This is a genomic window from Capnocytophaga granulosa ATCC 51502 (genome assembly GCF_000411115.1).
GTDB classification, from domain to species: Bacteria; Bacteroidota; Bacteroidia; order Flavobacteriales; family Flavobacteriaceae; genus Capnocytophaga; species Capnocytophaga granulosa.
In genome coordinates, this window is record NZ_KE150242.1 from 265,543 (window position 1) to 279,236 (window position 13,694).

Annotated in this window: 14 protein-coding genes; 6 read left to right on the forward strand and 8 right to left on the reverse strand. The window is 42.8% G+C overall.

Annotation, left to right across the window (positions count from 1 at the left end; translation table 11 throughout):
• Nucleotides 1-92: 92 nt before the first annotated feature.
• Nucleotides 93-530 (forward strand): hypothetical protein, encoded by a 438-nt coding sequence (locus HMPREF9331_RS01125; protein WP_016419351.1) that lies wholly within the window; start codon nt 93-95, stop codon nt 528-530.
• On the opposite strand, the gene rodA is transcribed toward HMPREF9331_RS01125, so the two are convergent.
• Nucleotides 531-1,796 carry a rod shape-determining protein RodA gene (rodA, locus tag HMPREF9331_RS01130; RefSeq protein ID WP_016419352.1) on the reverse strand — a complete coding sequence of 422 codons (1,266 nt, stop codon included), beginning with the start codon at nt 1,794-1,796 and terminating at the stop codon, nt 531-533.
• A 4-nt stretch (nt 1,797-1,800) separates the two neighbouring features.
• Entirely contained in the window at nt 1,801-3,666 is a 1,866-nt protein-coding gene (gene mrdA, locus HMPREF9331_RS01135; protein ID WP_016419353.1) for a penicillin-binding protein 2, read from the reverse strand.
• A gap of 691 nt (nt 3,667-4,357) precedes the next feature.
• On the opposite strand from mrdA, the gene HMPREF9331_RS01140 reads away from it, so the two are divergent.
• The gene (locus HMPREF9331_RS01140; protein WP_016419355.1) at nt 4,358-5,812 is read left to right on the forward strand and encodes an RHS repeat domain-containing protein; all 1,455 of its coding nucleotides are present in this window, start codon (nt 4,358-4,360) and stop codon (nt 5,810-5,812) included.
• 85 nt (nt 5,813-5,897) lie between these two features.
• The gene (locus HMPREF9331_RS13050; protein ID WP_016419356.1) at nt 5,898-6,074 is read left to right on the forward strand and encodes a hypothetical protein; all 177 of its coding nucleotides are present in this window, start codon (nt 5,898-5,900) and stop codon (nt 6,072-6,074) included.
• Between the two features lie 107 nt (nt 6,075-6,181).
• On the opposite strand, the gene HMPREF9331_RS01145 is transcribed toward HMPREF9331_RS13050, so the two are convergent.
• From HMPREF9331_RS01145 to HMPREF9331_RS01165, 5 genes are all read right to left on the reverse strand, one after another.
• Nucleotides 6,182-7,006: a hypothetical protein gene (locus tag HMPREF9331_RS01145; protein WP_016419357.1), complete on the reverse strand. Its 825-nt coding sequence runs from the start codon at nt 7,004-7,006 to the stop codon at nt 6,182-6,184.
• Nucleotides 7,007-7,104: 98 nt separating this feature from the next.
• Complete coding sequence (locus HMPREF9331_RS01150; protein ID WP_009641616.1) at nt 7,105-8,658, reverse strand: DUF4301 family protein; 1,554 nt, start codon at nt 8,656-8,658, stop codon at nt 7,105-7,107.
• Nucleotides 8,655-9,203, reverse strand: coding sequence for an AAA family ATPase (locus HMPREF9331_RS01155; protein WP_016419358.1), 549 nt, complete (start codon nt 9,201-9,203; stop codon nt 8,655-8,657). Before HMPREF9331_RS01155 ends, HMPREF9331_RS01150 begins: the two co-directional genes overlap by 4 nt.
• The gene (gene pnuC / locus HMPREF9331_RS01160) at nt 9,149-9,841 is read right to left on the reverse strand and encodes a nicotinamide riboside transporter PnuC (RefSeq protein WP_016419359.1); all 693 of its coding nucleotides are present in this window, start codon (nt 9,839-9,841) and stop codon (nt 9,149-9,151) included. Before pnuC ends, HMPREF9331_RS01155 begins: the two co-directional genes overlap by 55 nt.
• Nucleotides 9,825-10,085: a thiamine-binding protein gene (locus HMPREF9331_RS01165; protein WP_040356974.1), complete on the reverse strand. Its 261-nt coding sequence runs from the start codon at nt 10,083-10,085 to the stop codon at nt 9,825-9,827. The genes pnuC and HMPREF9331_RS01165 overlap by 17 nt, the downstream gene beginning before the upstream one ends.
• A gap of 134 nt (nt 10,086-10,219) precedes the next feature.
• Between HMPREF9331_RS01165 and HMPREF9331_RS01170 the strand changes: the two genes are divergently transcribed.
• Genes HMPREF9331_RS01170 through hflX form a run of 3 tightly spaced genes read left to right on the forward strand, consistent with a single transcriptional unit; the run spans nt 10,220 to nt 12,855 of the window.
• Nucleotides 10,220-10,885 (forward strand): SanA/YdcF family protein, encoded by a 666-nt coding sequence (locus HMPREF9331_RS01170; RefSeq protein WP_016419361.1) that lies wholly within the window; start codon nt 10,220-10,222, stop codon nt 10,883-10,885.
• A gap of 2 nt (nt 10,886-10,887) precedes the next feature.
• On the forward strand, nt 10,888-11,601 hold the full coding sequence (locus tag HMPREF9331_RS01175; RefSeq protein WP_016419362.1) for an SAM-dependent methyltransferase: 714 nt from the start codon (nt 10,888-10,890) through the stop codon (nt 11,599-11,601).
• A 36-nt stretch (nt 11,602-11,637) separates the two neighbouring features.
• Complete coding sequence (gene hflX / locus HMPREF9331_RS01180; protein ID WP_009641548.1) at nt 11,638-12,855, forward strand: GTPase HflX; 1,218 nt, start codon at nt 11,638-11,640, stop codon at nt 12,853-12,855.
• On the opposite strand, the gene HMPREF9331_RS01185 is transcribed toward hflX, so the two are convergent.
• The gene (locus HMPREF9331_RS01185) at nt 12,852-13,685 is read right to left on the reverse strand and encodes a 1,4-dihydroxy-2-naphthoyl-CoA synthase (protein ID WP_172539831.1); all 834 of its coding nucleotides are present in this window, start codon (nt 13,683-13,685) and stop codon (nt 12,852-12,854) included. The two genes, hflX and HMPREF9331_RS01185, sit on opposite strands and share 4 nt — an antisense overlap.
• Between the last annotated feature and the right edge of the window lie 9 nt (nt 13,686-13,694).

A 13,694-nucleotide genomic window follows, 5' to 3' on the forward strand; every position in this document is an offset into this window, starting at 1 on the left:
AACTTCTTTTTATTATTACGTTTTATTGATTTTACTGATTAAATGTTGTAATTTTGTAGTCGCTAAGAAGTCTATTAATAATCCTATAAATCATGAAAAAGCAAATCGTACAAACACTATGGCATATTGCCAGTGGCAAACCTCAAGAGCAAGGAGAGAAGGTCGTTTATCCCAATATACGCGAACAACTCAATGCGATCAAGGCTCTTATGAGCATTGACGGCTGGGACGAACTTGACCCCCAAGAGGATATGCCCGCCCCAGTGGCTTCCTCTTGCCCCCCTATCACAAGTGGTAAAGAGGCCACAAGTCACCAGCAAACAACAACTATTGAAGAGAAAAAAGCAAGTGAACCACAAGAGCCTACAGAGAAAGGGATTTCCGAAAAGCGTGATGCTGTAACAATTGTTGTACAAGAACAACCCTCATCACAACAATCCTTACAACAGTCCTCTGCTAAGCGTGTACCTAAAAAGATGTCTGTAGGAAAAATGAAAAGGATACTAAGGCGGGGTAAATTAGTCAATTAGCTAATGTTTTTCCTTATTCATATTGAGCCTAAGGAAGATAAAGAGCAGCATAGTAAAGCCCCATAACCCTGAACCTCCATAACTGAAGAAGGGCAGTGGAATCCCTACGGTGGGCATGGTGCCGATGACCATACTGATATTGACAAAAAAGTGTATAAAGAAAATTGCCGACACACAGTAACCATAGATACGATAGAACTTACTCCGCTGGTTTTCAGCCAAATACCATATACGCAGACAGAGTAAAGCAAAGAGAAGGGTAACGGTAGCTGTCCCATAGAAACCCCATTCCTCACCCAAAGTGGTGAAGATATAGTCGGTATGTTGTTCAGGGACAAAGTCTCCTTTGGTAAGGGTTCCTTCCAAAAATCCTTTACCTGAGAGTCCTCCCGAGGAGATAGCCGACTCGGCTTGTAAGGTGTTGTAAGCTACTGTCTGGCGAAGCGTTTGGCTATCGGTGATCTCGTTATCTAAGCGTAGCCAAAGGCTAAAGCGATCGCGGTGGTGCTGCTTGAAAACATTATAGAAAATGAAATTGGCCGAATAGGAGGTCAGCACGCATAGTATTACTAGCAAAGATACATGCCTATAAGGGGTATGTCCGTTGCGCTGTTTTGCCCAATAGCCATAGAGTAGGGCAAGGAAAACGAAAAAAGTAATCGTGTTGCCCATGCCAAACTTCAGGGTGGAGAGGAAAACCATAAGGAACAAGAGCATCAGAAAGATAAAGGAAGAACTCATACCCTCTCGGTTCAGCGCAAAGATAAAAGCCCCATAGACCAAGGTACTCCCTGGGTCGGGTTGTAAGATGATGAGAAAACAAGGTATGATGATAATCACTAGTGTATTAATCAAGTCCTTGAACTTACGTATATCTGTCTGTATATGGCTGAGCTGCTTGGCAAAGAGCAGTGCGGTAGCTGTCTTGGCGAACTCGGCTGGTTGTATGGTAACAGGGCCTATGGCATACCAAGCCTTAGCCCCATTGATTGTCTTTCCAAAGATAAGCACCCCTACTAGTAGTAGCATGGCTACCATATAGAATATTTCTGCGGAGTTCTCATAGAACTTCGGTTCAATAGCCAAGATAAATAGGATAAGCAGCACGCTGGTACAAACAAAAAATAATTGCTTGGTGGCATGCTGAGAGAAGTCCATAAGATTGGTGGTTTGTTCGTTGTAGCCTGTGGCATAGATACAAACCCAACCAATGGAGACCAACGCTATATATAGGAGGACACTGAGCCAGTCAAGGTGTTTTAACATAGGACTATTTATTAATAGAGAAAGGTCGTCCAGAGTAAGGCTTGGCATATTCGTCCTCCAAGCTCTTTTCTATCATTCTTTTCTCAAGGTCTTTTCTTTTTACATTTTTAGTGAGGTATTCCTCTATCATTAGTGAGGCGATAGGCCCTGCGATACGGGCACCGAAGTAACCGTTCTCTACCACCACCACTATGGCAATCTTGGGGTCTTCTATAGGCGCCATGGCCATGAATATGGAGTGGTCAGTCAGCTGCATACGCTTGCCATTGACTCTGATATAGTTCTCAGCAGTTCCTGTCTTGGCCGCGACATTGATACTATCTATTTGGGTACCTCTGGAGGTACCTCCCGTATAGGAGAGGTTCATACCTCGTATGATAGGGTCAAAGTATTTGGGATCAATACGGGTGTGCTTTATCTGGGTATATTCGGTAAAAGGGGTTGTTTCCCCTCCTATTTTTTTCACCACATGGGGGGTATAGTACCAGCCCTTGTTGGCAATAGCCGATAGGGCATTGGCCAGTTGCAAAGGGGTTACCAGCACCTCTCCTTGCCCGATACCATTGGAGATATTGGAGGTAGCTCGCCATCCGTTCTCTCCATATTGTCGGTTATAGAAAGCAGCATCGGGCAGATAGCCCTTGCGACCAATAGGAAAGTCACTACCTAAGTAAGTTCCAAAACCAAAACTCTTTAAGTCCTCTGCCCAAGCGGTTAGTCCCTCGGCAGGGGTTGGGTATTTTTCTATGATCTTACGGTATTCGTGAGCGAAATAGGCGTTGCAGGAAGTGGCAATGGCATGCATCATATCAAGTGGAGAGGCATGTCCGTGGCACTTCATCACGCGGTTTCCGTAGTGGTAGCCACCATTGCAGGAGACCAAGGTGTTGGGGGTCATCACCCCTTCCTGTAAGCCGAGCAAGGCTGTAAAAGGTTTGAAGGTAGAACCAGGAGGGTATTCGGCTAGCAGTGCACGGTCAAAAAGGGGCTTGGCAATGGAGTCGTTGTACAGCATAGTATAATTCTCCGAACGCTTGCGCCCTACCAGTAGGTTAGGGTCATAGGAGGGGGCGGAGACAAGCGCTAAAATCTCCCCTGTCTTGGGTTCTATAGCCACAATACTGCCACGCTTGCACTGCATAAGGGTCTCTCCATAGCGCTGCAAATCATCGTCTATGGTTAGCTCCAAGGACTTACCTGCTACAGGAAGCGTGTCATAAGCCCCGTTTTTATAAGAGCCAATCACACGGTTGAACTTGTCCTTTTGCAGGTAGTGTACCCCTTTCTTGCCTCTGAGAAAGTCCTCATACTGCTTCTCTACGCCTTGTCGGCCAATGATTTCACCAGCCAAGTAGTAAGGGTTGTTCTTCAGTTCCCAATCATTCACCTCGCTGATGTAGCCCAATACATTGGCGCCGCTGAAGGTCTCATAGTGTCTAAGCAAGCGCTTTTGCACAAAGAAGCCAGGGAACTTTCGGAGTTTTTCTTGCAAAGGGGCATACTCTTCCTTCGAGAGTTGGCTGACGAAAACCGAAGGCTTACGGTAAGAATATTTCTTAGCTTTGTCCAAACTCTCGCGGAATTGCTCTATACTTATGTTCACCAGCGAACAAAACTCTAAGGTATCCAAGGGCTTTACCTCGCGTGGTACCACCATGATATCATAAGCGGACTGGTTGGATACCAGTAGCTTACCATTTCTATCATAGATATACCCACGTTCGGGATAATCATAAGACACTTCTATAGCCACATCCTTAGCAATATTGTCTTTGCGAGTGTCTTTATCAACTATTTGTAAATAGAAAAGTCGAATTAATATAGAGATCGTTCCTACACAGATAATAAAAGGGAGGAATATTTTTTTCATTATTCTATAGTACCTAATTCAGCGTGGCAAAAATAATCATTATCTTTGAAAATCACAATAGAAAAAATGTGAATTGTTACAAGAAATATTTTTATTTTGCTTTTTTAAAAACAACATAAGTTTTGGCACGAAAATTGTAAATAATCTAAGTGATAATTAATGCCAATAATCATTAATCATTATTTGCTATCTCTTTAAATCGTAAAAAAATGTTATTTGAAAATCTTATATAGGGTAAATATTAATAGAGGAAAATCCATTTAATTAGTAATTATTTTTTCAAAACCGTCATAAATAGTTAAATTTAAATTTAACGTTTTTGTATAATTGATTAGTATATAACATATTAAATGTAACTTGATAGTTAAAAAAAGGACTAATAAAAATTTTAACCCCATTGTGAATAAAAAAATAAATCGTACCTTTGCCCCCGAATTTGAAAAACATTGTAAATTATGACATAAACTATAAGAAAAACTAAACCAAACCAAAAACTACCAAAGATTATAAGAATCAAAAAGGCACTCTATTTAAGGAGAAATCCCTAACCTCTTTTGATAGTAATGTAGATGTTTCTGAAAAAGCAACTACATATCACTTAAAAACCACAAAAACTAACAGAAAACATTTTGACTTCCAATTTTATTAAAACAAAATTAATTAGAAACAAGTCTAAAAATTGAAAATTAAGATGACAAGACAAAGTATGTCAAAAGTAAAGCAATTATTGTTATTTTCCTTGTGTTCCACCTTTGCCTTTGCACAAGAAGCAGGGAAAAAAGATTACAAAAACACTTTGGAAGGCAATGTCAAGAGTGTGCGCCTGACCACTTATGTTGCCTTAGACAAGGGTGGAGGCCATTATGGAAAAGGAAGTGTAGCCAAAGGGGTAGATAACCTACTGATACACTATGATAAGAAAGGAAATGTAACTGAAAAAACCGCTTACTATAGTAACGGAGGCTTATGGTACTCCAAAAAATATGTATATGAGGGCAGTGAGGTAGAAAAACCTGCTCCCAAGGCCTCACAACCTAAAAAACCAATTAAAGAGGAGCCTGTTGTAGAAGAAGGCTTCAGAGGACGTGTAACCTATCGTTATGACAAAAAAGGCCAAAAGACAGAAGAATCTTCTTTTGATGCCAAGGGTGTCCTACTTTGGCGCTATGTATACCGCTATGATACACGTGGAAATATCTCAGAGAGAGACAGCTATGATGACCAAGCAAATCTATTTATGAGAGAATCTTATCGTTATGATGCTGATAACCACATGTTGGAAAAAGTTATCACTATGAAAAACCAAACCGCTTATAAGTGTACTTGGACATATGATGATAAAGGTAAGGTAGCTGAAAAGGAAGAATACTTCACAGAGCTAATCTCTCCTGCAGAATTAGATAAGATTGTCATAGATGAGGTCAATACCAAAGGAGTATTGCGCAAAAAGCTCAAATATACCTATGATAATAAGGGTAATAGAACAGAGGTAAATATCTATGATGCGCAAGCGAAAGCTAAGCCTTCTGCAGCGGCTCAAGCACCTGAAAAGGAAGAGCCTAAGAAACCTTCCTATGAAGAAATAGCTGATCCTAAGCTCCTCTATACCGTTGAGTATGATAACTTGGGTAATATCTGGAAAAAAGATACCTATGTCTATAACAAGGCTGGACAGATTATTGAGATCAAGAGTGTAGATAATGAGCAAAAACCTTTCTTCCGCTACACCTATAAGTATGATGCTAAGGGTAATGAGATAGAGCGTGTCAATTATGACAAGAACAATGAGGTCATCCAAAAAACAACGCAAGTCTATAATAGCAAAGGCGAACTTGTAGAACGTGCCGAATATGACTCTTATGGAGAACTTATCCAGAAAAATACTTATAAGTATGATGAGAAAGGACAACTAATAGAACAACAAGGGTATAATACCGATGGTTCCTTGGCTTTCATTATCAAATTCACTTACAATGGATTGGGTGAGTGTGTGCAATCCACTACCTTTAACCGCAAAGGGGAGGAAACATCCAAACTCATACAACAATATAAGACAGATGCTAATAAGAACTGGACAAACCTCACTCAATATTCTAATGGTAAAGCTACTTTTATCACCGAGCGTACTATAGAATACTACAAATAAATACGAAAACTCATAAAACTATAAGGACTACTATAGAAGGAAAACTACCCACAAAGGGGTAGTTTTCTTGTTAAATATATGTTATTTGATAGCTGTTTCCAAATATTTTTATACTTTTGACCCAGCGGGTAACCTAACCTCCAAGCTCACTAAGCACTTTAAGTTTGACGCGTATAAGAACTGGACAGAACGTATCCAATATACCGATGGTAAAGGCTCATACATCACCGAGCGCACTATAGAATATCACAAGAGTAATTAAACAAATTAAGTAGAATAAAGAAAGAGGCTATCCCCAAAGGACAGCCTCTGTTTTTCCCTCACAGGGGGGTATTATTTGTAGAGACGTTATTTAAGACGTTTCCCTTATCAGAATGTAACCCCAACGCAGAGTATCATAGCCGAAAAGCTTTTGCCTGCTAAGTTGTTATATTGGTACTTGATTCCGCCCTGATACTGCTGGCGATAATAATTAGCGCCCACGGCAAAAGAGAAAATATCCGAGTAAGTAAAAGCCGTATATTGTAATTGATAGGCCAGCGAAAAAGGCCTATAGACAAAGACTTCGGCATCTTGGGTCATAGCAAAACCAAATTGGTTAATGCCGTTGCCTATATAGCCTGCTCCTAATCCCCAGCTAAGGCTCATGCGCTGGGTGCGGATACGGTAGTACTGAGCTGTAAGAGAGACAAAATCTAAGTGCTCGGCGGGGACACCTCGTTGCTTTTCCCAGAAATGACGATAGGAGAGCGTTGCACCAAAGCGGCTGCCCATACGTATCTTGCCTTGTAGGTTGTTTTGGAAAATATGGGTTCCCAAGGAGAGTTCATTACTAACGGCGGCACGAAAGAGCGTAAAATCCTCCATGATTTGTTTCTCATAGGTATAGTCGCCCTTACCCTTGTAGTAAGGGTAGGGATTAAGCTCAGCCGTCTGCATACGTCCATATCGTTCATAGCTACTCTCCACCAGTAGGTTGTAGCCTAAGACAAAGGTAAGGTCGAAGAGCATCGGAAGGAAAGAGATATCGTCCCAAGTGGGACGAGCTTGATAGCTCTCATCGGAAGAAGAGTGATATGCTTCAGTTCCTGAAGTACTTTCAGGGGGAGAAGAGAGCCTATCCTTAGCCTCCTTGAGATCCTGCCCATAGGTGACAGCACTGTAAAATAGAAAAATAAGTAAAAAATGTTTCATAATAATGACAAGTAACCAATGACAAGTGACAAGTGACAAGTGACCAATACTATAGTGGAATTAGTCACTCGTCATTTGTCACTAGTCGTTAGTCACTATTAATGATTTCCTTGGTGGTTTTTCTTAAGTAAATCATTAACGGTTTTGACAGGGTTGAAGGTAATCTGTGGTACTTCCACAAAGATACTAATCCAGCCTGCCATGCCTCCGTTCCATAGGCCAGGGAGTTCTAAGGCCTTGAGAGGACGTCCGTTATAAGATTTCTCGGTGATAAAGCTGAGTTTCTTGTCTTGGAACTCTTCAAGGTCAAATACCTCTCCTTTGTAGTTCTTGATACAGCAAACAATATCCACAGGATTGAAGTGGGTAGAGGCCTGTAGGCGTTCCCATTGTTGTGGATTGTCTTTGTCTATCTGTGCCATTTCTATGATTTGTAGGGATTCGTTGCCATCGGCGTCCTTTATCCAGAAGGGGCCACCGCCTATTTCGCCTTCGTTCTTTACCATACCACATACACGGATAGGGCGGTTCAGTGCCTGATAGATGTATTCTATCATATAGCGTTTGGCAAACTTATGTACATAGGAAGGCACCTTGATATTGAGTTCGGGGAGGAACTTGAGGATCTCAGGCAGTTCCTTTTTCTTGAGTTTCTCTTTTTGGATTTTTTGTAGGATCTTATGCACCTTGGAGCGCGTATCTTCTAGTTTTCCAGCCAAGACCTCTTTGTAGAAAATAGCCTCATCAGCGTAGGATTCTACCACTACATTATCTATGTTTTTGATAAAGATAATGTCGGCATTCAGTTCGTTAAGGTTTTTAAGCAAGGCACCATGTCCGGCAGGGCGGAAAAGCAGTTGGTTTTTCTCATCGCGGAAGAACTCATTGTCAAGGGTCAGTGCCACCGTATCGGTACTTTCACTTTGGTGAGAGAAACTCACCTCGAAGTGTACCCCATATTGCTTTTCCAAGTTGGGGCGTATCTCGGCCAATTGGTTTAGGAAAAGAGTGCTATATTCCTTACCAATGGTAAAATGGATATTGACTACATCCCCCTGAGCGGCATAGAGGAAAGCCTCTCTGAAGTGTTCTTCAAAGGCGGTAACTACCTTTTCACCATATTTGTGGAAGGGGAAAAGCCCTTTGGGTTTGTTTTTGTAGTTAAAAGGCTCTTCCTTGAGTAGGATATGGGCAATACGGAGCTTTTTTTCGTCCTCATTGAGCCCATCAAAGGCCTTATGCTGCTCTATATACAATTGTAAAGCGTCATAGAAAGCAAATTGAGGGAGGTATTGGAAGAAAATTTCCGCATTGGCATTGCCACTTTCTTTGATATACTCATCAAAGGTTTGTTTTTTAGGGTCAAAATCACTCTCAAAGGCTGAAAGGAACTGGAACATACGTGTAGCGGAACCAGAGGCAGGGACAAACTTGAGAATGTCCAAGCTGTTTTTCTTCTTCTGGTAGGTGGCCACATACTGAATGGCATCTTCTCTAGAGAAAGAGAGAATACCACTACCCACATGGGCAGGAGCTACTAAGTTCACAGGGGGCACACCTGCGAGGAAAATGGCTACTTGTTCTTGTAACTTGCTGACTTTGATACCTTTTTCTCCTAAGAGAAGTTGGTCGTACTCGGTTAATTCTTTCATCGTGTTAGCTTTTGGTTAATTTGTTCAACTCTATCGTCTAGATCTCCTTTCAACAAGTGAAAAGGAATTGATTTTTTCTCTAAAAAGTCCCTGAAGAAGGCAAAAACCTCCTCACGCTCATCGGGTTTGTCTCTAAGGTCATCAGCCACCCAAGGGGTATCTATATAAGTAAGGAAGATGTGTTCGTACTTATGATTTAGTGCCTGACGCTCTATCACAGGATCACACTTCCCATAATATATATAGGAGTAAATGACCAGCTCCAAAAGGCAGGTATCACAAAAGAGATACCCTATGGCCTTAGAAAGCGCCTCATTCTCTAGGCGGATTTGCCCTTTGGCAATAGGTAGCAAGTCCTCCCAAGTACATACGGCATGCTGCTTGTCCCACTTCTCTTGTAGGTAAAGGCGCATATACTCCTTAACCCACTGGGTGTGGTATAGGGAGGCCATCAGCTCGCTAAGAGTAGTCTTTCCCGTGGATTCAGGTCCTACAAAGGCGATACGCTTGCAGAGGCTCGGCTGTTGTATAAGATCTTTTTCCATTCTATATAAGCTAAAATAGCAATAAGGGTATAGATGATGTATATTAAGGAACTGAACAAGAATCCTTTATAGGCATATAAGGGAACAGAGATGGTATTGCCCACGATCCAAAAGAGCCAGTTCTCAATCTTGCGCCTGGCCATAAGCCACATTCCGACCAAAAAAATGGCCGTGGTGGTGGCATCTATCCAGTCCGTCCATACAAAATACTTGAAGCCTAACTCAGTTCCCTCCATGGAGAAATCATTATTGATATAAGGTCTAAAGTAATAGACGAACATGACAAAGAGCCAACTAAAGAGCGCAAGCCATAGGGTACTTTGGGTTTCAGAGAGGTTCATTTTGCCTATTTTTACATGTACACTATCCTCTCTATGCCTAGTCCAAAGTATCCAGCCATATAGGCTCATAGTGGTATAGTAAGCGTTGATGAGCATATCGCCAAAGAGCCTTCCTACCCACAGCAGGTATACATAGAGTACCGTGCTGACTATCCCTATGGGGTAGACCCATATGTTTCTTCTTTTGGATAAGAAAACACTGATAAGGCCGAAGCCCCCGCCTAATAGTTCTATGATCACCAAGTGTGTAGGAGTACCCTTATATTGAGAGAAAATCCAATCAAAAATAAGGTTCATATTCGTGTCGGTCGGATTTTACTATTTTTATGTAAATGAGTCCATTCTCTACGAGGTCAAATACCTCTTTCACCTCATTGGTAAGGACTTCCATGACACGATCATACTCTCCATATACCTGAGTGCTTAGCGGGTTTTCGTATACGATAAGACCAGAGGTACGGAGTTTCTTAATAAAGTGAATAACTGGTGCTCTAAATTCGTCCTGAAGCGGACTAAGGGTAAGTTCTACAGATACTTTCATTATAAAAATGCTTTCGTTTTCGGATAGCAAATATACTAAAAAAAAAGGAAATAGCACATATTTTTTGAATATATTTTTTGATAAAACTACAAATAGTAGTAACTTTGCCTGCTGTAACAGTAATCGCAAAAGCAATGGCAAGAAAAATAGGTATTTCCAGACAGTTTTTTGTAAAAAGTATGTTCTTCCTACTTTTTCTCCTGCTGATGGGCGTGGTGGTGATTCACAATGCTGATAGCACCATACGCAAGGCTACAACCGATAAGCTCTATACGGAGCTTGATAGTATTCCTAAGCGCAAGGTAGCCCTGCTACTGGGCACAGGCAAGAGTCTTAAGAATGGACAGCCTAACCTCTATTTTCGGTATAGGGTGGAGGCAGCTGCGGCTCTTTTCAAGGCGCAGAAGGTGGATTATATCCTTATCAGTGGGGATAATAGCCGCCAAGGGTATGATGAACCTACCGATATGAAAGAGGCCTTGGTAGCCCAGGGAGTGCCTTCGCAGAAAATCTACTTGGATTATGCGGGTTTCCGTACCTTGGATTCGGTTGTAAGAGCCAAAGAGATTTTCTCTCTTACCCAGCTAACGGTCGTCTCCCAAGCCTTTCACGACCAGCGGGCGATTTACTTAGCTCAAAAGTATGGTATAGATGCCATTGGCTTTTGTGCCAAAGATGTAGATAAGTACACAGGCTTTAAAACCAGCGTCAGAGAATACTTTGCCCGAGTGAAAGTCTTTTGGGACTTGACTTTTGGGGTGAAACCCAAGTTCTTGGGAGAGAAAATAGAAATACATTAGTTATGCAGGAGATAGGAAATTTGTACTTGATACCCAACCTATTAGGAGAGAGTGAGGTCTCTGAGGTCTTGCCCCCTCGTGTACGGGAGGTGGTGCTACACTGCAAGCACTTTATAGTGGAGAATGCTAAGAATGCACGACACTTTATCAAGCAGATAGCTCCCAAACACCCCCAAGGGGAATTGGAGCTTTTCGTACTGAACAAGTATACACTGGAGGAGGATAAGCAGCAGTTTCTATCCCCTTGTCTTTCAGGCTATCCCATGGGAATTATCTCCGATGCGGGTTGTCCTGCCATAGCCGACCCAGGCAGCGACATTGTGCGCTTGGCACACCACAAGGGCATACGTGTGGTGCCCTTGGTAGGGCCATCCTCCTTGCTGCTATCCCTTATGGCCAGCGGTATGAATGGGCAGTCTTTTGCCTTCAATGGTTATCTGCCTATAGATAAGGGGGAGCGTAAGTCCGCCCTTAAGCGCTTGGAGAAAAGAGCAAAAGAAGAGCAACAGTCCCAGCTTTTTATAGAGACACCTTACCGCAATGAGGCACTCTTGGATGAGATGTTACAGCTGCTCTCCCCACAGACTTCCCTATGTGTGGCTACCAATGTAACCCTCGCAGGGGAATCCATACATACCTATACAGTAGGGGAGTGGCGGGGTAAGCGCAAAGGGCTGCAATTGGATAAACAACCGACGATTTTTATTTTGCTATAACTCAAAATTTAAAACTCAAAACTCAAAACTTTCAACATGCTTGAAAAGAAAAATTTAGACTATGAAAAAGTGGTACTAGTGGGCGTGATTACCGCTACTCAAAACGAAGAAAAAGCCCACGAATATTTGGACGAACTGGAGTTTCTGACCTATACGGCTGGGGGAGAGGTGATTAAGCGCTTTACCCAGCGCCTTGATACCCCCAACCCTAAAACCTTTATTGGCACAGGGAAGATGGAGGAACTCACCCAGTTCGTAGAAGAAAACGAAATAGGTACCGTTATCTTTGATGACGAGCTGACACCCGCCCAGCAGAACAATATAGAAAAAATCCTAAGAATCAAAATATTGGATAGGACAACGCTTATCTTGGACATCTTTGCCCAGCGTGCCCAAACAAGCTATGCCCGTACACAGGTGGAGCTAGCGCAGTATCAGTACCTTTTGCCGCGCCTTACAGGACTTTGGACACACTTGGAGCGCCAGCGTGGGGGTATTGGGATGCGTGGCCCTGGGGAGACGGAGATAGAGACAGACCGACGTATCGTCCGTGATCGTATTGCCCTGCTCAAGAAGAAGTTAGAAACCATAGATAGGCAAATGGCTACCCAGCGTAGCAATCGAGGTGCCTTGGTGAGAGTGGCTCTTATTGGTTATACCAATGTGGGAAAATCTACCCTGATGAACCTTATCAGCAAGAGTGAGGTATTTGCTGAGAACAAGCTCTTTGCGACCTTGGACACTACCGTGCGCAAGGTGGTTATTGGCAACCTACCCTTTTTGCTAAGTGATACAGTAGGCTTTATCCGAAAGCTCCCTACCCAGCTTATAGAATCGTTCAAGAGTACCTTGGACGAGGTCAGAGATGCCGACCTACTGCTACATGTGGTGGATATTTCTCACCCCAATTTTGAAGAGCATATCGCATCGGTCAATCAGATATTGGGCGAAATACAAAGTATCAATAAGCCTACTATCATGGTCTTCAACAAAATAGATGCTTATACTCACCAAACCATAGACCAAGATGACCTGATGACCGAGAAGACCTCCCGACACTTTACCCTTGAGGAGTGGAAACAAACATGGATGAACCGTATGAATGGAGATGCTATCTTTATTTCAGCGGTGAATAAGGAAAATATACAGGAATTCAGAGAGAAAGTATATAAAAAAGTAAGGGAAATACACATTACGCGTTTCCCTTACAACAATTTTTTATATCCAGAGGTGGAAATAGAGGAAGAATCCTAATTAGGAATCCACTTTTTCTCAAAATTAGGCTTGCGTTTCTCAAGGAAGGCATCGCGTCCTTCCTTGGCTTCGTCGGTCATATAAGCCAGGCGAGTGGCTTCGCCCGCGAAGATCTGCTGGCCTACCATACCATCGTCGGTAAGGTTCATGGCGTATTTGGCCATCTTGATAGCTGTAGGGGACTTACGCAAGATCTCTTGTGCCCACTCATAAGCGGTGCTTTCTAGCTCATCGTGAGGGATTACGGCATTGACCATACCCATCTCAAAAGCCTCTTGAGCGGAGTAGTTGCGCCCCAAGAAGAAGATTTCGCGGGCTTTTTTCTGTCCTACCATTTTGGCCAGATAGGCAGAACCATAACCGGCATCAAAGCTGGCTACATCGGTATCAGTTTGCTTAAAGATGGCATGTTCTCGGCTGGCTAAGGTCATGTCGCATACCACATGTAAGCTATGGCCTCCCCCTACTGCCCAGCCAGGTACTACGGCGATGACAACCTTGGGCATAAAGCGGATCAGGCGTTGGGCTTCTAGTATATTGAGTCTATGAGCGCCATCATCACCTACATACCCCTGCTTGCCACGTACGCGCTGGTCACCTCCACTACAGAATGACCATACCCCATCCTTGGGCGAGGGGCCTTCAGCAGAGATGAGTACACAACCGATAGAGGTGTCTTCGGTAGCATCGCGCAGTGCATCAATGAGTTCTGAGGTAGTACGAGGGCGGAAAGCATTTCTCACCTCTGGTCGGTTGAAGGCAATACGAGCGACCCCGTTACACTTCTTGTAGGTAATATCTTCGTATTGTTTGGCTGTCTGCCAAGGGATTTCTGTATT

Coding starts and splice junctions, on each gene's coding strand:
- HMPREF9331_RS01125 (WP_016419351.1), top strand. CDS start 93: ATGAAAAAGCAAATCGTACAAACACTATGGCATATTGCCAGTGGCAAA.
- rodA (WP_016419352.1), bottom strand. CDS start 1,796: ATGTTAAAACACCTTGACTGGCTCAGTGTCCTCCTATATATAGCGTTG.
- mrdA (WP_016419353.1), bottom strand. CDS start 3,666: ATGAAAAAAATATTCCTCCCTTTTATTATCTGTGTAGGAACGATCTCT.
- HMPREF9331_RS01140 (WP_016419355.1), top strand. CDS start 4,358: ATGACAAGACAAAGTATGTCAAAAGTAAAGCAATTATTGTTATTTTCC.
- HMPREF9331_RS01145 (WP_016419357.1), bottom strand. CDS start 7,006: ATGAAACATTTTTTACTTATTTTTCTATTTTACAGTGCTGTCACCTAT.
- HMPREF9331_RS01150 (WP_009641616.1), bottom strand. CDS start 8,658: ATGAAAGAATTAACCGAGTACGACCAACTTCTCTTAGGAGAAAAAGGT.
- HMPREF9331_RS01155 (WP_016419358.1), bottom strand. CDS start 9,203: ATGGAAAAAGATCTTATACAACAGCCGAGCCTCTGCAAGCGTATCGCC.
- pnuC (WP_016419359.1), bottom strand. CDS start 9,841: ATGAACCTTATTTTTGATTGGATTTTCTCTCAATATAAGGGTACTCCT.
- HMPREF9331_RS01165 (WP_040356974.1), bottom strand. CDS start 10,085: ATGAAAGTATCTGTAGAACTTACCCTTAGTCCGCTTCAGGACGAATTT.
- HMPREF9331_RS01170 (WP_016419361.1), top strand. CDS start 10,220: ATGGCAAGAAAAATAGGTATTTCCAGACAGTTTTTTGTAAAAAGTATG.
- HMPREF9331_RS01175 (WP_016419362.1), top strand. CDS start 10,888: ATGCAGGAGATAGGAAATTTGTACTTGATACCCAACCTATTAGGAGAG.
- hflX (WP_009641548.1), top strand. CDS start 11,638: ATGCTTGAAAAGAAAAATTTAGACTATGAAAAAGTGGTACTAGTGGGC.